At 55.5% G+C, this 20,027-nt stretch carries 24 protein-coding genes; 2 read left to right on the top strand and 22 right to left on the bottom strand.

The window, feature by feature from the left end:
• Window positions 1-29: 29 nt before the first annotated feature.
• The 20 genes from REA38_RS18290 to REA38_RS18195 form a co-directional block, all read right to left on the bottom strand.
• Window positions 30-332 carry a phage tail assembly protein gene (locus REA38_RS18290; protein WP_048321692.1) on the bottom strand — a complete coding sequence of 101 codons (303 nt, stop codon included), beginning with the start codon at window positions 330-332 and terminating at the stop codon, window positions 30-32.
• Between the two features lie 57 nt (window positions 333-389).
• Window positions 390-908, bottom strand: a complete 519-nt coding sequence (locus REA38_RS18285; protein ID WP_021504042.1) for a phage major tail tube protein — start codon at window positions 906-908, stop codon at window positions 390-392.
• A gap of 16 nt (window positions 909-924) precedes the next feature.
• Window positions 925-2,094 carry a phage tail sheath protein gene (locus REA38_RS18280; RefSeq protein ID WP_308886382.1) on the bottom strand — a complete coding sequence of 390 codons (1,170 nt, stop codon included), beginning with the start codon at window positions 2,092-2,094 and terminating at the stop codon, window positions 925-927.
• A gap of 273 nt (window positions 2,095-2,367) precedes the next feature.
• Window positions 2,368-2,814 (bottom strand): tail fiber assembly protein, encoded by a 447-nt coding sequence (locus REA38_RS18275; protein ID WP_308886381.1) that lies wholly within the window; start codon window positions 2,812-2,814, stop codon window positions 2,368-2,370.
• A complete protein-coding gene (locus tag REA38_RS18270) occupies window positions 2,793-5,027 on the bottom strand; it encodes a phage tail protein (protein WP_308886380.1) in 2,235 nt (744 codons plus the stop codon). Before REA38_RS18270 ends, REA38_RS18275 begins: the two co-directional genes overlap by 22 nt.
• Before the next feature lie 9 nt (window positions 5,028-5,036).
• The gene (locus tag REA38_RS18265) at window positions 5,037-5,570 is read right to left on the bottom strand and encodes a phage tail protein I (RefSeq protein ID WP_048321698.1); all 534 of its coding nucleotides are present in this window, start codon (window positions 5,568-5,570) and stop codon (window positions 5,037-5,039) included.
• Window positions 5,563-6,471, bottom strand: a complete 909-nt coding sequence (locus REA38_RS18260) for a baseplate assembly protein (protein WP_308886379.1) — start codon at window positions 6,469-6,471, stop codon at window positions 5,563-5,565. The genes REA38_RS18265 and REA38_RS18260 overlap by 8 nt, the downstream gene beginning before the upstream one ends.
• 4 nt (window positions 6,472-6,475) lie before the next feature.
• The gene (locus REA38_RS18255) at window positions 6,476-6,826 is read right to left on the bottom strand and encodes a GPW/gp25 family protein (RefSeq protein WP_308886378.1); all 351 of its coding nucleotides are present in this window, start codon (window positions 6,824-6,826) and stop codon (window positions 6,476-6,478) included.
• Complete coding sequence (locus tag REA38_RS18250; protein WP_308886391.1) at window positions 6,823-7,464, bottom strand: phage baseplate assembly protein V; 642 nt, start codon at window positions 7,462-7,464, stop codon at window positions 6,823-6,825. The genes REA38_RS18255 and REA38_RS18250 overlap by 4 nt, the downstream gene beginning before the upstream one ends.
• A 70-nt stretch (window positions 7,465-7,534) precedes the next feature.
• The gene (locus REA38_RS18245; protein WP_308886377.1) at window positions 7,535-7,984 is read right to left on the bottom strand and encodes a phage virion morphogenesis protein; all 450 of its coding nucleotides are present in this window, start codon (window positions 7,982-7,984) and stop codon (window positions 7,535-7,537) included.
• The gene (locus tag REA38_RS18240) at window positions 7,977-8,444 is read right to left on the bottom strand and encodes a phage tail protein (protein ID WP_099784729.1); all 468 of its coding nucleotides are present in this window, start codon (window positions 8,442-8,444) and stop codon (window positions 7,977-7,979) included. The genes REA38_RS18245 and REA38_RS18240 overlap by 8 nt, the downstream gene beginning before the upstream one ends.
• The gene (lysC, locus tag REA38_RS18235) at window positions 8,407-8,652 is read right to left on the bottom strand and encodes an Rz1-like lysis system protein LysC (RefSeq protein WP_308886376.1); all 246 of its coding nucleotides are present in this window, start codon (window positions 8,650-8,652) and stop codon (window positions 8,407-8,409) included. The genes REA38_RS18240 and lysC overlap by 38 nt, the downstream gene beginning before the upstream one ends.
• The gene (gene lysB, locus REA38_RS18230) at window positions 8,534-8,971 is read right to left on the bottom strand and encodes an Rz-like lysis system protein LysB (protein WP_308886375.1); all 438 of its coding nucleotides are present in this window, start codon (window positions 8,969-8,971) and stop codon (window positions 8,534-8,536) included. Before lysB ends, lysC begins: the two co-directional genes overlap by 119 nt.
• Window positions 8,968-9,477: a lysozyme gene (locus REA38_RS18225; RefSeq protein ID WP_308886374.1), complete on the bottom strand. Its 510-nt coding sequence runs from the start codon at window positions 9,475-9,477 to the stop codon at window positions 8,968-8,970. The genes lysB and REA38_RS18225 overlap by 4 nt, the downstream gene beginning before the upstream one ends.
• Window positions 9,461-9,670: an HP1 family phage holin gene (locus tag REA38_RS18220; protein WP_197790879.1), complete on the bottom strand. Its 210-nt coding sequence runs from the start codon at window positions 9,668-9,670 to the stop codon at window positions 9,461-9,463. Before REA38_RS18220 ends, REA38_RS18225 begins: the two co-directional genes overlap by 17 nt.
• A 2-nt stretch (window positions 9,671-9,672) precedes the next feature.
• Window positions 9,673-9,876, bottom strand: coding sequence for a tail protein X (locus tag REA38_RS18215; protein ID WP_128868495.1), 204 nt, complete (start codon window positions 9,874-9,876; stop codon window positions 9,673-9,675).
• Window positions 9,876-10,382, bottom strand: coding sequence for a head completion/stabilization protein (locus REA38_RS18210; RefSeq protein ID WP_198774528.1), 507 nt, complete (start codon window positions 10,380-10,382; stop codon window positions 9,876-9,878). The genes REA38_RS18215 and REA38_RS18210 overlap by 1 nt, the downstream gene beginning before the upstream one ends.
• Before the next feature lie 93 nt (window positions 10,383-10,475).
• Window positions 10,476-11,219: a phage terminase small subunit gene (gene gpM, locus REA38_RS18205; RefSeq protein ID WP_033643480.1), complete on the bottom strand. Its 744-nt coding sequence runs from the start codon at window positions 11,217-11,219 to the stop codon at window positions 10,476-10,478.
• Window positions 11,220-11,221: 2 nt separating this feature from the next.
• Complete coding sequence (locus REA38_RS18200; protein WP_308886373.1) at window positions 11,222-12,421, bottom strand: phage major capsid protein, P2 family; 1,200 nt, start codon at window positions 12,419-12,421, stop codon at window positions 11,222-11,224.
• 70 nt (window positions 12,422-12,491) lie between these two features.
• Complete coding sequence (locus tag REA38_RS18195) at window positions 12,492-13,337, bottom strand: GPO family capsid scaffolding protein (protein WP_308886372.1); 846 nt, start codon at window positions 13,335-13,337, stop codon at window positions 12,492-12,494.
• 160 nt (window positions 13,338-13,497) lie between these two features.
• On the opposite strand from REA38_RS18195, the gene REA38_RS18190 reads away from it, so the two are divergent.
• Both REA38_RS18190 and REA38_RS18185 read left to right on the top strand, forming a co-directional pair.
• The gene (locus REA38_RS18190; RefSeq protein ID WP_099784743.1) at window positions 13,498-15,270 is read left to right on the top strand and encodes a terminase ATPase subunit family protein; all 1,773 of its coding nucleotides are present in this window, start codon (window positions 13,498-13,500) and stop codon (window positions 15,268-15,270) included.
• The gene (locus REA38_RS18185) at window positions 15,267-16,298 is read left to right on the top strand and encodes a phage portal protein (RefSeq protein ID WP_103085400.1); all 1,032 of its coding nucleotides are present in this window, start codon (window positions 15,267-15,269) and stop codon (window positions 16,296-16,298) included. The genes REA38_RS18190 and REA38_RS18185 overlap by 4 nt, the downstream gene beginning before the upstream one ends.
• Before the next feature lie 326 nt (window positions 16,299-16,624).
• Here REA38_RS18185 and REA38_RS18180 read toward each other — a convergent pair whose 3' ends face one another.
• Window positions 16,625-18,823: a S8 family peptidase gene (locus REA38_RS18180; protein ID WP_308886371.1), complete on the bottom strand. Its 2,199-nt coding sequence runs from the start codon at window positions 18,821-18,823 to the stop codon at window positions 16,625-16,627.
• Window positions 18,813-19,898, bottom strand: coding sequence for an AAA family ATPase (locus REA38_RS18175; protein ID WP_188240468.1), 1,086 nt, complete (start codon window positions 19,896-19,898; stop codon window positions 18,813-18,815). The genes REA38_RS18180 and REA38_RS18175 overlap by 11 nt, the downstream gene beginning before the upstream one ends.
• Between the last annotated feature and the right edge of the window lie 129 nt (window positions 19,899-20,027).

Raw genomic sequence — 20,027 nt, 5'->3', positions numbered from 1 at the left:
GTCATCAACCGACAAACCGGCAGGAAAATCTAGCGTGCCGAACTCGGTGCCAAAAAACCGATAACCTTCCCGGCCAGCGCCACAAGGTCAGGCAGCTCCAGCGCCGCGACTTCACTTTCGGTCAGTGGAGGATAGGTCATGCGCGGCAGCACCTTAATCAGCGCATCGACTTCAGAGTTAGCCAGCGCGGCCAGCCCGACGCCGCGCAGGGTGCCTGCGTTGGGCTTGGTCAGCGTCACCGTATCGATAAAGGTTTCGCCGCGCTTGACGGGAGTATCCAACTTCACGACGTTCGGGTTTTCGGTTGTGGCGATGATGTTTTCGTCTTTCATGATGTGATTCCAGTTTAGTCAGGGGAATGGCGGCCGGACCTGCCGACCGCCCGGTGATTACAGCCCGATATTGCGACGGTGCTGCGCCAGCATGTCGACGCCGTTCACGCGTTCAACCATGTTGACGGTGTCCACCTCAATGCGCTCTTTGCCGTCGACGGTCAGTTTGAAATAGGTGCATTGCGTCGAGATTTTTGTCTCGGTGTCCTCACCCTGTTTCTGGTCGCCAAAATCAAACTCTTTGTGACGGCCACGCAGCACAATCTCAACGGCGACCATATCGCCGGTGTCATCGCGCTGATAAGAACCGCAAAAGCGAAGCGGCACCGATGCCGCACTGGCGGCGGCGTACTGCGCCCAGAGCTGGTCATCGGGGAAACCGCCGATAGTCCACTCGACGCTGAGGGCATCGTCGTCTAACCCCATATCAACCGGGGCCGCGCCGTTCATACCGCCGCCGCGATAGTTCTCCAGCTTGCGCGTCAGTTTCGGCAGGGTCACAGAGCTGACCACGCCCATATAGCTCAGGCCGTCGTTAAACAGGTTGAGGTACTTCAGTTTGCGCGGGAGTGCCATGGTTTAACGCGTCCTCTTAGCTGTTGACGCCAGCGGCCAGATTCACCAGATATTTATCGGTGATACGCTGGCGCAGGGTCAGGTCTTCCAGTGGGGGAACCGGGGTATAGTCATAATCGATATACAGTTTCCCGGCTTTCAGGGTCTCTTTATCGTTGGCCGATTCGTCGTACCAGCAATCCGCATCGATGATGTAGCCGTTGGATTTCAGCTCGCGGAATTTGGCTTTGATGCCCTCGACAATGTCGCGGATAAGCGTCGCAGTGACCGGCTTATCCACCGCCCACATGTGCGCCTCGGCGATGGTGTCAGCCAATACCTGCGCGGTGCGGGTGTAGTTCTCGAACAGGAACAGCGGGTCATCAGAGCAAGAGCGGTTGCCCCAGAAGCGAAAACCGTCTTTACGCACCAGCGTGGTGACCCCGGCCTCATTGAGCAGGTCGGCATCGGTGCCGGGTGCCTGCAAATCCCAGAACACACTTGCGGAAATGCCGGTCACGCCATTGACGCCGACGTTAGAAAGCGTTTTATGCCAGCCGGTTTCCGTGTCGATTTTGGCGCGCAGCCCCAACGCGCGCGCGGTGGCATGAGCCGTGGTGCTGACGTTGCCGGTGGTATCCCACGCGAGGAAATCCGGCCAAATGAGCATCAGCTCGCGCTGACTGAAATTGTCGCGGTAGGCGATGGCCTCGGAAATGCTTTTGCAGCCGTACGCGCTGATATAACCGAACGCGCGCAACTGCTGGCAAATCCCGGCCAGCGCCGTCGCCACCTCCAGCGAATCCAGCCCCGGCACGCCCAGAATGCGAGGTTTCACACCGGTGACGGCCTGCGCAGTGAGCAAGGCTTTCATGCCGGTATAGCGGCCGTTTTCGTCCGCGCCGCCGATGATGTTTGACGTGGTTTCCGCCGCATCCTTGCCCTCTTCGACGCGCACAACAACCGTCACCGGTTTGCACTGGTCGCCAATGGCTGACAACGCTTTCGCCAGCGTGCCGGATTTCCCGGCCTTACCGGCAGCGGCAATCACATCGGTAATCAGTACCGGGGTGTTGAGGGGGAATAGCTTCGGGTCGGCATCTTTGCCGGTGCAGACCATACCGACGACAGCCGTCGATACGGTAGAGATGACGCGCGTGCCGTCATTAATTTCGACGACGCGCACACCGTGATGATAATCGCCCATTAACTTGCTCCATGGTGAGTAGGTGCAGGCATGATGACGCCCGACGCACCGGGCCGCACGCGGTGGGCGCTGGAAGGCCGACCAGACAACAGACCGGGCCGGATTGGGGAGCTTGGCGGGAATGACGATCGTTTACGCCGATCAATAACGCCGCATTGATCTATGCAATCAATTGGACGGATTTTAGCCGGGCGGGGTAAGGTCGAAGAGTAGACGCGGCAACATCAGGGAATACCGCAAATACAAAAGCCCGCAGCGATGCGGGCTTTTTTCTTAGGCGCCGGGTGCTACCGGCCAGTCAATCTCCGGGGCGTCCTGCGGGTTAATGCGGTAAAGCTGCACCCGGTATATTTCCCAGCGCTTGAGCAGCGCGGCTTCTTCCTCCGTCGCAATCCCCAATTTTACCGCATCCTGCAACGGTGCCATCGCCTTTGCGGCCGAAGCCATTAAGGATGCCTTCCTGCGCTCAGCACTGGCGCGTAGTTGTTCGGCGGTCGGTGGTGGTATGTCCACCCAGCACGGTAGCCCTTTCGACGATCCGCGCTGTTTCCCCTCCGGCGGCTGGCCGGTGTACGCCTGAAAAACTGCCTCATCAACATCAATACCGTCATCAGGCCAAGCGCCTACAGCGGCGTAATCTTCCAGCATCGAGAGCGGGTAAAACGCATTCTTTTCAGCACTATAAACATACATATTTTTTATTTCCCAATCGCGAACCACGTCATGCCGCTATCCCAATCGGTGCGCACGTCGTTGCTGTAGCATTGTTTGTTCCAGTTAAAGCCCTGCGTGTTATGGCTGCCGAGCTGCACGCCATAATCGTAATACTGATCCCAGGTGCTTCTGTCCGGCCAAGCGGGCGTCATCAGGATCGGCCCGACCCATTGGGTAAACGGGATGTTGAACGACTGCCACAGGTTCGCACTTTCGTTAATCCCCTTCGTGTACGTCCTGCCATACTGTAGGAGAATGCCGGTGTTCTCGTCTCGCCACCATCCTGATCCCTCATGCGTTCGGTTCGCAAAGGAACCCCAGTCAACACGGCCGTTAATATTGTTTTTCAGCCATTCACTGAGGTAGCCACCCCAAGCTGAACCCTGAACGTTTCCGTCCGGGTGCCACGTTGTCCCGCTGGATGTGGTGATCGCAGGCCAGTTACCGCCGATATGAATACCCGACTCAAAGGCGGCGGCACCGGTTCTGACATCCACAGAAAACGGACGCAGGGTGTTGAATGTGCCGTACTGGTCGTTTTCTTTTGTCAGCAGCAGGTAAAGCCGGTTGCCGTCATTGCGCCAGAAGGAACCGAACCCGCCGCCGACCATTCGATAATTATCAATGTTGGTAGATTGGATCTCCGCGCTGGCCTTTAGTGTCCCGGTTAACTGCCCGCCGGTCTTCGCCAGATAGCGGCCATCCGCTTCGGTTTTATTCCATGCATTGACGTCACCGGCCAACAAATTCACATCAGCGGACAGCGGCTTACCGTTCACCTTGATGGAGCGCAGCGCGTATTTCTGGGCGGCCTGCGCGTCGGTCAGCGCGCCAACGTCCGCCGCCGTCGGTTTGTAGTGAGTCGTATACACCTGCGCCCAAGCCTTAGCCGTCGCCGGATTATCTTCGCGCGGTGAGCGTAGCCAAAACTCCGTATTACCCGAGCCGATCGCAAATTGGACATGCCGGTATTTGTTGAGTTTGAACGTCATCAAATTACCGAGATTGCCTTTAGTCAGTGGGTAGCCGACTGATTTATCGCCGAGCTGCTCAAGCGTGAAACCGTCCGGCCGCGTTAGGTCACTGTCGGCGTTCGAGGCCTGCACGCCTTCGTTGGGGAAAACCACACGCGGCAACGTGAGCGCCCCGGTCATGGTATCGCCCGCCTGTTTCACAAAGCGCCCATCAGCTTCAGTTTTACTCCATGCGCCCACGTCAGCGGCCGTTGGTTTGTAGTCCGTGGTGTAAATCCGTGACCACACCACCCCATTTTCTGGCCTGTTAGAACGCCCAATAAAACCATGTCCCAGCCCCGACACGCTGATATAACCGGTAGAGGGTGCTGCATCGCATGGCAAGCTCAGCACCCCAGCCGCAATATTTCCGGCGATCGACGGCTTGTTCTCAGAGGTCGCATTCAGCCGGTAAATTTGCGCAGTGTTGCAATAGGCGTTATCGAAGGCCCGTGCGCCCACCCCCAGACCAAACGCGCCGACTGCCATCAGTTGCCCACCTTCTACCCCGACGTTGCGCGTCGCGGCATCGCCCAGCGCCAAATTGCCGCGTGCAGCGGCTTTATTCGTAAGGTCGGACAGATTAGCGTCCTTTTTCAGGCTGGCATCGCTGACAGTTTTAAGCGCCTTCGGCGTACTGGCTTTCGTTTCGTCAGTACTGGTTGTCGCGCTGCTCAGCTGTACCAACCCCTTCGCCGTGGTGCTGGCATCGGGGTGATTGCGGGTTTTCTCATGCGCGGTAATCGCGTCGGTAACATAGTCTTTTGTCGCAAGCACGGTATCGCCACCGGCAATCACCTGAATCGCATCGGTGCTGCTGACAATCAAAATCATACGCAGCGTCTGCGTGCGGCCGCTGCCCTCTTCAAGCTTCGGCTTGTAGCTCTCCGCCATATTGCTGAGGGCAATCAGCGTCCCGGCCTCGTCATAGAGGCCCATTTCACGCAGCCAAAATCCGCCGACGTTCGCCGGGATAATCATCTCGGCTAAAATGTGATTTTTCAGGTTTTTGTCGATAGTCAGCCCGTTGAGCGCCGCGCGGTATTTCTCGTTGACCAGCTTGGTCTGGGCCGGGTTAGGTGTCGGCAGCGTGCCGTTCCCATCGCCGACGGCCATACGGACAATTTTCAACTGCGTGCCGCCCGCGCTGGCGGCGGCAATCTTGGCCGCCCCGGCGGTGGTAATAATCGCTTTGTATTTGCTCATGATTTTCTCTTATCCGGGGTAAACGGTAATGACATCGCCATCAATAGCGGCCGCGCCGGTGTAAATCCGGCCGGGGATGTCCTGCAAAATGTTGAGGCCGATCAGGTGGCGGCTCAGGGGCTTGGCGTCGGCGATCAGGCGTTCCATTTCCTGATACATTTCCTCGGTGATGCCGGTTTCAAGTACGCCAATATCCAGCCGGAAGGTGCCGGGCGGATCGGCGCCGTCGGTGTGGAACCATTCGATAACATTAATCAGGTAGCCGAGCGGCTCCACCACGCGGCGCACGGCGCCGATGGTGCCCTTGTGCCGGTGGATGTAGAACGCGGCCGAAACCACGCCCCGCTTGACGTCCTCCGGCCACGCCTCATCCCAGCGATCGACAGAGAACGCCCACGCCAGATAGGGCAGCAGATGCACCGGGCAGGTTTTCGGGTTCCACAGATCACGCAGGGGAACCGGCACGCGCTCCAGCTCAGCACACGCGGCGGCGGCGGCGACTTCCAACACTGAGGAGCCAACAGGCAATAAGCGATTAGTCATCGGCGTGCCCCGGTGTGATGTTCACGCCGGTGCAGTAGCCCGCCTGCGTTTTATCAAGCACGATGTCGGTGGCCGGTTTGGCAACTTCAACACGTTCAACACCTTCCACGGTCAGCGCCGCGATGATGCCGGAACGCCGGATACTGCGGCCTAAGCGGCGCATGGTCAGCACATAATTGTGTAAACGTTGTTTTGCCGCAGTGAGGATCGGCGCAACCTCCGGGCCGGGGTACAGGTATAAAACGGCCTCGATGACATACGGGGCAATTTTAGCCGATTGCACAATGACGCGGTCGGCCACCGGACGCACGTCCTCGTCATTCAACGCAGCGCTGACAACCTGCAACAGCTCAGCACTGGCGCTGCCGTCGCCGTCCCGTGATAACACGGTGACGGTCACGTTAGCCGGTGATGGGCTGATTGCCGTCACATCAGCCACCCGGCCATCGGCCGAGCGGGCGTGAAAACGGTAGGAACCGGCCGAACCTGCTGTGCTCATCCCCTCGAACGCGTCTTGCAGGCGCAGGCGGTAATCTTCATCCGCTTCCATAACTGCCGGTGTCGGCGGGATGGTGCTGTCATCCGCCGGGGCAATCACAAGTCGCGGCGTATTGAAGTTTGCGCCGAGCTGGTCAAGGTCTTCGCCGGTTGCGTGCGCCAGCATCACCGCTTTGGCGGCATCGTTAACGCGCTGGCGTAGCAATACCTCCCGATACGCATTTTCCTGAAGCAGCTTGACGATAGGCTCCGATTCAAGCGCCAAAGTTCGGGCAACAGCTTCCTGTTGGTCGGCCGGGTACAGGGAAATCAACGTCGCTTTGCGCTCGGCAAACAGGGTTTCATAGTCCAGCGGCTCAACGACGTTCGGCGCGGGCAGTTGGCTTAAATCGATAGTGGCCATGGTGTCAGCTCAGTGGGACGGTTAACGAAAATGTGCCGCCGGTGGTGTCTTGGCGCACGCCGGTAATGTCAACGAACATCTGACCGCTGAAGGTCTTCTCGAAGGTGATGGACGTTAGCCTGATGCGCGGCTCCCATTTGAGGATTGCCATGTAGCAGGCGGCCATCACCTGCCCGTTCACTGCCGGGCTTTGCGGCTGGTCAATCAGGGCAGACAACAGCGAACCATACTCCCGGCGCATCACTCGGGAACCGACAGGGGTGATGAGGATATCGCGCACGCTCTGGCTAATATGCTCACTGTCCGTCAGGGTCTGGCCGGTCTCCCGGTTCATGCCGATATATCGCACTGTCATCGGGTTCCCTCCGTCCAGTCTCCGCCGCGCTGCACACCACCGTGGCCGTGTTTATCCACCTGCACGCCGTTGGATTTAAAAGTGCCGCCGCCGTGATCGATATTCCCCGACATTTTCCCGCCCTTTTTCAGCTCCAGCGTGTCGGCGGTCAGCTTGTTGGTACAGACCACCTCCGGCGTATCAAGCGTAATTTTTTGACTGGCGATAATCGTTACCTGCGGCGCAGAAACCTCGACGGCCACTTGCGCACTGATATTGGCCGTTTTAATGCCGGTAACACTCAGCGCGCCGGTTTCCGGCTCGTATTCGATGACCGCGCCATCGGAAAAGCGGGTGTGATATGCCTCTGGCGACACCGACGGAGCCGGAAAATCATCGGAGTTGATAGCAGGCAGCACAAAGGCGGTATCCAGCTCGCCACCCAGCGCCAACACCACCACTTGCTCACCGATGGAGGGTGCCCACCATGTGCGCGCACCTCCGGCACGGCAGGCCAGCCACTGCAACCAGTCCGTCGTATTACCACCCAATTGAACGCGGCAGCGCGGCGGCTTGTACTGAACTTCTACGATGACGCCAGTGCGGATGAGGTCGCGCACAGCGCGCGCGAGTTCTGAAATCGATTCGAGTGTGTTCATGGGGAAAAGGATGCCGCTGAAAAGATCCAGCGGCAATTTGCGGGCGTAGGATAGCCCGTCAGACAACGGCCTACTCGCTCAGATTAGAAATTATCACATCCTCCACAATCTGCCGGTCAACATCACTGAAGCCCAATAGTGGCCGCGCTTCATATTGCACTTCCCGGCTATGGCGGTTCGGGCGGTCACGTAAGCCCTCTTGGTGCACACGCGCGATACGCTGCACGCGCCCGGCAAATTCAACCAGCGCCTCATCAGCGGTGCCTTTGGCTTTCATGTAGCGATGGGTGCGCAGCTTAGCGAACATCTCGCGCTTAACCCGCCCTTTTTTGCTACGAATCGGCTGCCGCTTACGGGCGGCATACGGTGTGCCGTCCGGTGCCTGCTGGAGCTTAATGCGCTGCTGCTGGCTGATGCGCAGCCGCTTCGCAATCTCGGCCGCCATCTGACGACGGCGGGAAGCCGATAACCCGGCAATCAGCCCGGCGAGTTTGTCATCAAAAGGTTTAAGCTCATTCATTCCACGCGCTCACCAGTTCACCGTTAATGTAAAGTTCCATCGGACGCGCTACCGGCTCCGGCAGCGGCGGCTCCGGCACATGGGACACGTGCAGCGCCCGGTCAACTTCCTTCACCAACGTGCGCTCGGTCAGTTGCAGGCTGATACTGATGTCATAACTGTCGTCGCTGTTGATATCGGCGAAGTAGGTGAACCCCTTTTTCTTGCCCTCGTCCGTGGTCATGATATCGGGCTGATTCTCCCGCAACCACGCCCCAATCGGCACCAGCAGCAAATCCACATCGTCCGGGTAATCTTCGACTATCACATTGAGCGTATAGCGATTCTCAAATGACAGGGAGGCGGCCAGCGTTGCCCCGATGACACCGCTGTCGATAAATATGCGCAGCATATCCGGATTCGCCCTGAGCTTCGGCACCGCGTCATAAAGCGCTTTGCGCAGACTTTTCGGCTTTAACATCGAGTTCCTCCTGACACTTTTTCACAGTCTCAACCTGAAGCGCACAACTTGCCAGCGCGCGCTCAAGATTGAAGATATCGGCGCTTAAATCACCGTTGGTCTTCGGATTGCTGCCGGGCAGCGGGCAACTGCTGACCTTCGGACAGCCAGAGTAAATAATCGTCGGGGGTGGCGAAGTCGGGGCGGGAATGCAGCCGGATAACGTCATCAGGCAAAGCAGACTGATACCAGCGGCGCAGCGCTTCATTTTCATTGAGCAGCCTCGTAATGGTGTGATTGCGGCGGGTGGCCAACTGGTCAGCGGCGGCGATGCGCTGGCGCAACATGACCTGTTCGCGCTCGTTGCGCAGAGCGCTATCCTGTAGCGCAGCGATAGCCGCGCGACTTTCGGTTAACGCTGCCGCCACCCTGACGTTTTCCAGCTTCGCGGCATCCAGACTGTCGCCGAGCGTAATAACCTGCCATTTCAGCAAGGCAATGACCGCCAGCAACACCAGCGCCAGAAAAAGCTTGTTACCGCGACTCATAATGCCCCCGCCATACACAGCGCCAGCTCGCGCGCCCGGCGATTCTCCAGCCCGGCAGACCTGACGCCGTTGACAAATACCCAGCGGGGAAGCTGATTGCACGCGGCGGGCCACTGCTTTTTATTGATGAAATGCGCCAGTGTTGACGCGCACGCAGCGCCCGTGCCGACGTTGAACGCAAAGCTGACCACTGCGTCATAGACCGGCTGCGGCATGGTCACCGGCATACACTGCGCAAGGCGTTTCTCGACCTGCATCACATCGGCCACCAGATTGGCCGCCGCTTCACGCTCAGTGATAACCCCGCCGGGTTTCACCCCGGCAGTGTGGCCGATACCGCTCGTCCAGACGCCCGCGCTACACTGATACGGGCTCAGGCGGCACCCTTCCAGATTGGCAATCAGCTCAAGGCCCGCCATTGACGTATGCAACTGGGTAAAATCCGGCAACAACGCCGCCAGCGCCAGCACGACGGCGACGCTGCAACGTTTAACGATTGATTTCATCGAAAACCTCCCGTCGAATGCCGACATTTTTCAGCAGCAAATAGCTTTTGCGGCGGTAATACCAATTGGTGACAAAGGTGCCGACGCCGACCACCGCACCGACAATCAGTGCGATGTCCTGCGCGGAATACTTTCCTACCCATGCCAGCAGCACCGCGACAACATAAGCAATGAACGATGTGACTTTCTCCATGGTTAATCCCATAGCTGAACGGTTTCGGATGCCGGGGCAGTATCAATGACCGGCAGCGTGACCACCGTGCCATGCGGCAGAATGACACCCCGCTCAGCCAGCCCCGGATTCGCCAGCAGCACCGCCTCGACCACGCCTGCGGTGCGGCCGTAGACGCGATAACACAGTGCGTCGAGCGTGTCCCCCTGAAGCGCGATGACGTTCATCAGATTTGCCCGACAATGCAGCGCGGCTTACCCTGCAACCGGGCAATTGACCAGCGCATATCCCGCCAGTGCTCATCAATGGACACCTCGACGCTGTCGGCCTTTTTGTCCCCCTTGGCGCTGGCATCCGCCCCCCGGTAGCGCTCGTACAGTGTGGCGGTTGTCATGGCGCAGACCGCACTCAGGTAGTAAAAGCACTTCTCACTTTCGCCGTCGACTTCGTCGGCCGGTACGTCGGCCAGCGTTTTGAAACCGGCGGCGAGTTGCTGCTCGCGATAGAGATACAGCTCGGCATTCGTCTCCGAGATACCGCTGCGAATGGCAAAGCGCAGACGCTCCGGCGAGACCGTGTACTCAAGACGCATCAGCTCGCGGATGCGTTTCGGGTCAACATCCGGGAAAAAGAACGTGTTTTTAATCACCGGCTCCGGTACATCCGGTTGCGGGATAATGGCCGTCGGCTCGTCCGGCGGCTTAATCGGGTTACGCATAATCACTGTCGTCATGACGACCTCAAAAATAGGGGGCGGTGGACGGCGGCCTTGATACGTCAAAAGACGCTCGCGGCCACCGTGCCGCCCGGCGCGGGGCGCGTTCTGTTAACCGGCGGTTTTTACCGCCTTGCGTGGGCGTCCGCGCTTGGCCGGCGTGGCAGCCTTACGCGGGCGCGTGGTTGTTCTTTTGGCGGCGGCCGCCGGCTTCGGCTTGAGGGCGCTCTCACATTTTTGGATCTCTTTTCTCACCCCGGCGTGACCGTCGAGCTGCATCGCGCGCTCGAGGTGCTCCAGCGCCTGCGCATAGTCACCGCAGTCGCTCAACATCAGGCCGGTCACCTTGAACAGTTTGGCCTTGACCATGTCGGGCATATCCTCGGCGGCCGTCATCTCGATGGCGGCGCGAAGGTCATCCATCTTGGCCGGGTTGCCCGCCTTGCGGCTGCGCTCCGCCGACAGCGCCACCTCTTCGGCCAGCAAGTACGCCACCGGGCGCTTGTTGTTCGGCACTTTAAGACGGTATTTCAGCGCATAAGGCGCAATTTCCAGCGCGCCGGGAATGTCATCGGCGTCGAGCATCCACTGCATGACGGTCATCAGGATGTCGTCCTGCGCGCCCCGCCCTTCGGCCAATACCCCGGCCACCCAAGGCGCGTAGAACGGCAACATGGCGCGTTTGTGCTCAGCCTTTTTCTCGACGGAATGGATCTGTTTCAGCTTGGTGCGGTCTGCGGCCAGCTTGACGAGCATTTGCTCGTAGGCGGTGGCATGGCGCAGCGGGTCATCCACCCGCTGCGCAGCCTCCACGGCCGAGACCCGCATCATGTGACGCTGTGCGGGACTCGTCATGGTTACGCTTCGCCTTCAGTTTTTGGCGTTTCCTCACCGGCTGGCGCAGGTTGCGCGGCCGCCCCTTTCACTGCCAGCACGATAGCGTCAGCCAAGGCGCTGATATCGGCTCCCGATGGCTGCGGGTCTTCTTTGGATACCCGTACGCCCGACTTTTCTGTCGACGCAGGCAGCAGCGCGATATTTTCAATCAGGCAACCGGCAGCGTAGTCCTCGATGACGTAGTCAATTTTCATAGACTCGTAGTTTTCGACGCGGTCACGCTTGGCGTTCTCTTCGATATGGCGGCGGTGACTCTCATCCATGATGTAAATCGACAGATTCTCGAGCGTGGTGACCATAATCGCGTTGGCCGGGAAGAACGGCACGCGCACGGCCGGAAGGTTGCCGATGCGCTTCTGGCTGACAATCACGTCGGCGGCCATCGCCTCGGTGTTCGGCTGCTCTTGGTTAACCAGCGGGAAGTATTTGTCGGCCAGCAGCTTACGGCCGCAAATCACCACAAGGTCGGGGGATTCCTGATGCCATGGCGCAATCAGGTTGTTGGTCGCATCCATAACCACGGCGTCGAGGTTGGCATAATCGCCCCCCTTGCCGATGCGGATGACCGGGGAAATCACCGCACCATCCTCGCCGGTGATGTTGCTCATCACGCGCGCCGGGGCTTCGTTGCGGTATTTCTGCAACCAGCCCACCGCCACATCCTGCAACATCGGGTTTTTGGCCCGGTCAGACGTGGCGGCGCGGCTGATACCGTTGAATCCGGCCATGATGAAGTCCAGCGCCTGACGCTTGGCGATGGCGTTACGGATGCGCAACTGGAAGTCCTGATAACGCGCCCATAAATCGAGCTGGTTATAGCGCATATGGAAATCAAAGTTCACCTGCTGGCACTCGTACTTATTGGACTCCAGCGAGGTGAAATCAGCGGTCTGGCGCTCTTTGCCGCCGTCGGTGTCGGTGGTGCTGGCAATCGAGCCATTGACGCCCACGCCGACCTTCTCGCCTTTCAGCTCAGCAACCGGCGTCATGTTGATGCGGGTCAGGAACTCGGAAGACTCCTGCACGACGTTCATCAACGACTGCGTCACCGACGGCTCTACGCTGAATTTTTTGCCGACGTCGCCGACGTCCGTGATGCCGTTCAGCTTGGCCACCTGTTGCAGATAGGCGTTAAATTTAAAGCGGGTCGTTTTTTTCATTGAATGGTCCTGATTCGATAAATTCGGGTTGTCTCACAGCGGCGCGCCGTGCGCCCCGCCCTGACTGTTCTCAGCAGTTGGTCAACAGGCTGTCTTCACCATTGCCGCCGGGCGCTTTCGGGCGGCGCTGCTGGTTCAGGTTTTCGGTGGTATCGAGCGCGGCCTGAAGCCCGGAAAGCGCTTCCTGACCGGTCGTCACCTCACCTTTCAGCCCCGCGATTTCCTGCTCAAGCTGCGCAAAACGCTGCTCGGCGCTGTCGCCGTTGGTTTGCACCTGCTCGGCGACGGCGGTGACTGCGTCATGCACATCACTGAAGCGCGCGTCGTCGCTGGCCTGTTTGCGGCTGAACATGCCCTTCACGCGCTCGGTCAGATTGGTCAGCAGGCTGTCAGGCTGTTCCTCAAACTCGATCAGCACCTCAGTCGCCACCGAGAACAGATCGCCCGGCTCGGCTTTTTTACCGGCCAGCGGGTTAGTTTTGGCGCGGGAGCAGAATTCGAGGTATTCGGTGCCGAGGCTGGCCGGGTCGTCAGTAACCGCCAGACCGATGAGGTAGCATTTGCCTGTGTTGGCAAAGTTCGGACGGATTTCCATGGAGGTGTAAACTTTCTGGCTCGCCTTCACCATGGCGACCAGCTCGTCGGTCGGGGTCATTTTGGCGAACAGCGCCCATTTGCCGTTGAGGATGGAGTCGTCATCAATCTTCTCGGCTTTCAGCGCGACCACGTCGCCGAGACGCTTAAAATCGCCATTGGGAAACAGTCCCTTGATGTGCTCCAGATTGATGCGGCAGCCGTAGACGCGCGGGTCGAAGATTTCCGACATCTCCTGAATGTCGTTGCCGTCAATCACGCGGCCGTCGCAGGTGTCGCCCTCGACGCCGATGCGGAACCATTTCGATACTTTCTTTGCCATGTGCCATTGTCCTGAGTGGTTAAGGTCGGGGCTAGTTTCCCGACTGACCACCCTCGCGGCCAGCGACTGCCGACGGACTATCCCCCAGACAACAGCACCTTAGCGCACGCCCGGCGTGGCTTGCGTAGCCTTGCCCTCGTCATGCAAATGAGGGCATACCATGCAAATCCAGACAGACACATCCTTACTCAGCGACCCACGCAGGCAGGCCGCCTTGCTGTACTGGCAAGGCTTCTCCGTGAAGCAAATCGCCGAAATGCTGAAGCAAAAAGCGCCCACGGTGCAGAGCTGGAAGCAGCGGGAAAAATGGGACGATATCGCGCCGATTTCCCGCGTTGAATCCAGCATTGAAGCGCGAATGGTGCAGCTCGTTCTCAAGACAAAAAAAGAGGGCAGCGACTACAAAGAAATTGACCTGCTGGGCCGCCAGATTGAGCGCCTCGCGCGCGTCAGCCGTTACATGAACTCCGGCAACGAGGCCGACCTCAATCCAAACGTCGCCAACCGCAACAAAGGCGAGCGCAAAAAGCCGACAAAGAACTATTTCAGCGAGGAAGCGATTGCGAAGCTGGAGGAGATTTTTTATGACGAGTCTTTCGAATATCAACTCGGCTGGCACAAGGCCGGGCTTGAGCATCGTATTCGCGACATCCTCAAATCGCGCCAAATTGGGGCCACGTTTTATTTTTCCCGCGAGTCACTGCTGCACGCGCTGAAAACCGGCCACAACCAGATTTTTCTTTCCGCGAGCAAAACGCAGGCGTATGTCTTCCGCGAGTACATCATTCAATTTGCCCGGCGGGTTGACGTTGAGCTGACCGGCGACCCGATTGTGCTCGGCAACAACGGCGCGAAGCTGATTTTTCTCGGCACCAACTCCAACACCGCGCAAAGCCATAACGGCGACCTGCTGGTCGATGAGATTTTCTGGATCCCCAACTTCCAGAAACTGCGTAAAGTCGCCTCCGGCATGGCCTCGCAAAAGCACCTCCGGTCGACCTACTTTTCCACCCCGTCAACGCTGGGGCATGGCGCGTTTCCTTTCTGGTCCGGCGAGCTGTTTAACAAGGGCCGCAAAAACGCCAGCGAACACGTCGAGATCGACATCAGCCACAGCGCGTTAGCGGCCGGGAAGCTGTGCGATGACGGCCAGTGGCGGCAAATCGTTACCATTGAGGACGCCCTGCGCGGCGGCTGTAACCTGTTTGACCTCGACGTGCTGAAGCGGGAGAACAGCGCCGAGGACTTCCGCAACCTGTTCATGTGCGAATTTGTCGACGACAGCGCGTCAGTATTTCCCTTTGAGGAGTTGCAGGGCTGCATGGTCGACAGTCTGGTCGAGTGGACGGACGTTAACCCCTATGCAGGCCGACCGTTCGGTGACCGGCCGGTGTGGGTCGGCTATGACCCGGCGCACTCCGGCGACAGCGCCGGTTGCGTGGTGCTGGCCCCACCGATGGTCACCGGCGGCAAATTCCGCATACTGGAGCGCCACCAGTGGAAAGGCATGGATTTCGCCACGCAGGCCGAATCCATCCGCAGGCTGACCGAAAAATACAACGTGGAATACATCGGTATCGACGCCACCGGCATCGGGCAAGGCGTTTTCCAACTGGTGCGCGCGTTCTACCCGGCCGCCCGCGAAATCCGCTACAGCGCCGAGGTGAAGACCGCCATGGTACTGAAGGCGAAAGATACCATCGGCAGCGGCAGGCTCGAATACGACACCGCGTATACCGACATCACCAAATCGTTTATGGCCATCCGCAAAACCATGACCGCCAGCGGCAGGGGCATGACCTACGAAGCGAGCCGCAGCGAAGAAGCCAGTCACGCCGATGTCGCGTGGGCCACCATGCACGCCCTGCTGAATGAACCGCTGACCGCCGCCAACGGCCAACCGTCTAAATCCATTCTGGACTTCAACCGATGAGCAAACGCAATCGCCGCAAGGCAAAAGGAAATCTGGCCGCCACCGAGGCGGAGCAGAAAATGCAGGCGTTCACCTTTGGTGAGCCGTCGGCCGTGTTGGATCGCCGCGACATTCTGGACTACACGGAATGCGTCGGTAACGGTAAATGGATTGAGCCGCCCGTCAGCTTTTCCGGGCTGGCAAAAAGCCTGCGCGCCGCCGTGCACCACAGCTCACCCATTTACGTGAAGCGCAATATTTTGGCGAGCACCTACATCCCGCACCCGCTGCTGTCACAGCAGGATTTCAGCCGGTTTGTGCTGGATTATCTGGTGTTCGGCAACGCCTTTTTAGAAAAGCGTTTCAGCGTGACCGGCAAGCTGTTGAAGCTGGAGACCTCCCCGGCCAAATACACCCGGCGCGGCGTTGACCCGAGCGTTTACTGGTTCGTGCAATCGTTCGCTGAGCCGCACCCGTTCGCGCCCGACAGCGTTTTTCACCTGCTGGAGCCAGACATCAATCAAGAATTGTATGGGATGCCGGAATATCTGTCGGCGCTCAACTCCGCGTGGCTGAACGAGTCCGCCACGCTGTTCCGCCGTAAGTATTACCAGAACGGCGCGCACGCGGGCTACATCATGTATGTGACCGACGCCGCGCAGAACAATACCGATGTTGAGGCTTTGCGCGAAGCCATGAGCGACTCTAAAGGCATGGGGAACTTTAAAAACCTGTTCTTCTACGCACCGAACGGGAAGCCCGACGGTATCAAGATTGTGCCGCTCAGCGAGGTGGCGACAAAGGATGATTTCTTCAACATCAAAAAGGTCAGCGCCGCCGACCTGCTGGACGCCCACCGCATCCCCTACCAGCTGATGGGCGGCAAGCCGGAGAACGTTGGGTCAGTGGGTGACGTGGAGAAGGCCGCAAAGGTGTTTGTCCGCAATGAGCTGACACCGCTCCAGCAGCGCATCAAAGAAGTGAATGACTGGGTCGGCGTCGAGGTCATCCGGTTTAAAAAGTACAGCCTCGACAACGACGACGAATGATAAACCGGCCGCCAGATTGGCGGCCTTTTTATACCCGCCACCAAACGCCCCCTCACGCCCACCACGGCCCGCTTGCTCATACATGCCCGCGAATCAAACCAGCGCAACAGAACGCCACCACGACGCGCTGACGCCGTCAATTTTGATAATTAAATACATGCCTGCGCGCAATGCTATCCCCGCCACGCCTGCCCGCTTCATGGGTCGGTTTTAATGCAGCTGCACTAACCACGAAAACCGCGCCAGTACTGGCGCGGTTCAAAAATCAAAATTATTATTTCGTCATGCAAAGTCATGCATGTAAATGCATGAGGTCACCGATTAAATCAAGACTGCAACCTAATCTGTTGTTTGACTTGAATCGGTTGCAACGTTTGATATCTCTGACGAATATTATTGTACAGCTCAGGCGTATCCTGTGCTTTTAACGATACGATAAGAACATAGGATAAGTTTGGCAAATCTCCGACCTCAGCAGGCATGCCACAATTGCGCCCGTAGTATATAACATCAAAACAAGGGTCTTTAAGAGTACCTTTATTGAAAGTGTGCTCACTTCGTATCGTTGTTTCCCAACGATGAGAATCCTCACGCAACTCCTCTTCAGTCGCATAAATATTTTTACTATTAAACAATGGGAAAGTTGCTCCAATTTTGTCCTTGGGAGTTTTCCTCATGGTTACAACCAGTCCACTTTTTGTATAGTTTACCGGGTGTTCAATATCAACAGGAGTTGTAAAGCAGAAAGTGGCTTTTAAATTCACAGAACCATTAACGGGAATGTCTGGAAATGGAATGGAAGCACGAAGGTGTTGAGAAGGCTTTAACTCACCTTGATATATTACTTTAACCTCATCATCATCACAATAAATCACATCGGATATATCATGAGGGAATCGCCCCCAACCAACGTGACTACGCTCAGAACCATTATTCTCCGCATGGTGAATTAGTAACGCTTTAGCCGTTAGAGGGGTAATGTCGTATTGCAGGCTTGCAGCTAAACCAATTGCCTGACGTAAAACCAATGGGGAAGAGAAACTTGTTCCAGCAGTTTGGACTACGCCACCTAAAAATGGGCTATATAGTTTGAACGGCTCTTCCTTAGACCCACCGAACGCGACTCCATCAGGCTTAACAAAGCCGGGACTCCGACCAGGACCTATACAGCTATAATCGCTTTTTTCCCAAACGTTTGATAACGAACTGGCAGCACCAACAGCAAGCGCATTCACCAAATCTGAAGGAGGTTGAATACGATTCAAACCATCCGCCAATCGTCCATCATTACCTACCGCTACAGTACATAGTGTCTTACCTGAAGAAAGGTATTGCTCCAGAGTTGATGTCCAAACATGCACATCATCATCATCCACTGGAAATCTTGGACCAAGACTCAAATTGATATAATCATAATCAATATTATCAAGGACTGATTTAATCCTTAACAACACATCAAATAGATCATCATCTTCACCATCAATTGAGTTATCAAGCACACGGTAATGATCTATTTTTGCATAGGGCCTTGGTAACTCAACTTGACCATCAGAAAGAGCACCAAACAAAACTGTAGAAGTTACATCCTGACCATGAGAAAGCAACTTCCCACTCGTTTTAGAACCCTCACTGAATGTATATTCTTTCACCCACGGCTCAAAGTCCGCATTCCCTATCCCACCATCAAAAATAGCAACTTTAATATTTTCATTGATGGCCTTTTCTTTGGGTAATTGTAACTCATTATGTTCAGTGAAGGTTCGAGTAAAAACTGGGTTATTAATTCTCAAACTTGGCAAGTCGCGAATTGCCCGAAGGAAGGAGAATTCCGCCACACGCACTGCATTATCTGCATTTGCAGAAATAGGCATAAAGGTTAAGCCATTCATATTAATGATTTTATTTTCATTAATAACAGCTCCACATGATGTAGCATACTCAATAAAACTCTTCAGCACTCCATCATTACTGTTTGGCGTATGAAGAGCAACTTCTAACTTCCTAACCTTTTCTGATGAATCAATGGATTTTATTTTCTCACTAGGCTCAAAAAAAGAAACAGACTCCAGCGTGATTATTTCTTTTTTCTCACCTTTATTTAGGCGGCCATTATTCATTGCATCAAACAAGCGTAAAAAGCCGTCTGATTTTCCAGATACATAGATACATGCACTGGTAAACTCTTCTTTTGGTTTCCCTCGACCACCAACCACCTTTCTCGGTCGAATTTTAACAGCTTTGCTACCAACACTTTGCAAAGAGAATTTTTTAAAAAGCAAAACCGGGAAATATGACTTTGCTAAGAATGCAGGGTGGAGAGTAATTTTAGCAATAGCCTCGCCATTAGGCTTAACCGCATCAGGAAGCTCCTGAAAATTCCTGAGAACGCCCTGCAACTCCCGCATGATTACAGGTGCATTCTCTTCATATGTATACGGTTTGTTTTTAGGACCACTCCTTTTTTCAATTTTTACCTGCCCAGTTAATGTCTCGCCATAACCTAAAAGTAAGTTTTTATTGTTCATGATTCACCCCATCGGCAGTAACTATTTTTTTAACTAGCGCTCTAGATACTGAAAGCTCAGAGGAAATTTGCCTTTGAGACATTCCTTTTTCATTCATAAACTTGATTAAGTCGGCAATAGACTGCCCCTCAAACAACTCTTCTAGAATAGCTTTGTTAACGGGTATACCTTCCAAAACAGAGTTTCTTTTTGCTTGTTTAATTGAGCGTTCAATAACAGCAAATGACTTACCAACGAGTTTATCACTAACATTAATAGCGATACCCAATGGAACATCACTTCTAAGTAAGAACTCTTTGATTAGATCTTGGGAAGGATAATCAAAGCTTATAACACGATCAAACCTTCTCCAAACAGCAGGATCAAGCAACTCACCATGGTTAGTAGCTGCCACCAAAATTGAAGTATTCGGCCACTCATCTATCGCTTGCAATAATACAGTTACAAGTCTTTTAAGTTCACCAACATCAGAAGAGTCATCCCGCTTCTTTGCAATAGAATCGAACTCATCCAATAAAAGAACACAAGGAAATGAACGCGCATAATCTAAAACAGCACGAATATTATTGCCAGTTTTCCCAAGAAAACTACTCATAACACTAGCTAAATCTAATGTTAAAAGTGGTAAATTCATCTTTTCCGCAAGCCATTTAGCGGCAAGTGTTTTCCCCACACCAGGGGGGCCATCCATCAAAAGTGATTTAGACGGAAGCAAGCCATTATCGATTAATTGCTCTCTTTTATCCCATTCGGCCGCAAATCGGTTTAAAGAAGTAGAGATAGACTCAGGCCAAAGAGGTGTAACTGTTAGTTGAACAGGATAAGTCTCTACTAACAGTTTTTGTCTTGTATCAGTATCAACAGGTGCAGGCTGCCTATCGTTGGGAATACCCCTAACAACACTGACAGAATCTGTGCTTCTCAAAAGCGCATCACTTAACTCAGATGCCAGCTCCGGCGAGTCTTTTTTAAGTTTCTTTATCATGATGCGTAGACGCATTTCTAGGTTATCGCGCTTTCCCTGTAATGCATCATTCATCACTTCAACAAACATATCTTTAGTGATGTTAATCATACAAACCACTCCGAGGAGAAAATGAACCAAATCGACCTAAATCATATACCATAGTGTCCAAATATCCAGTACTTTGTTCCATAAACGACAAAAACAATACCAAAAAACATAAAATCCCGACCACAGATC

Source organism: Serratia sp. MF1(2023) (assembly GCF_030954545.1).
GTDB lineage: Bacteria > Pseudomonadota > Gammaproteobacteria > Enterobacterales > Enterobacteriaceae > Serratia > Serratia sarumanii.
The sequence above is the reverse complement of the archived record's forward strand: the minus strand, read 5'-3'. Positions and strand labels throughout refer to the sequence as shown.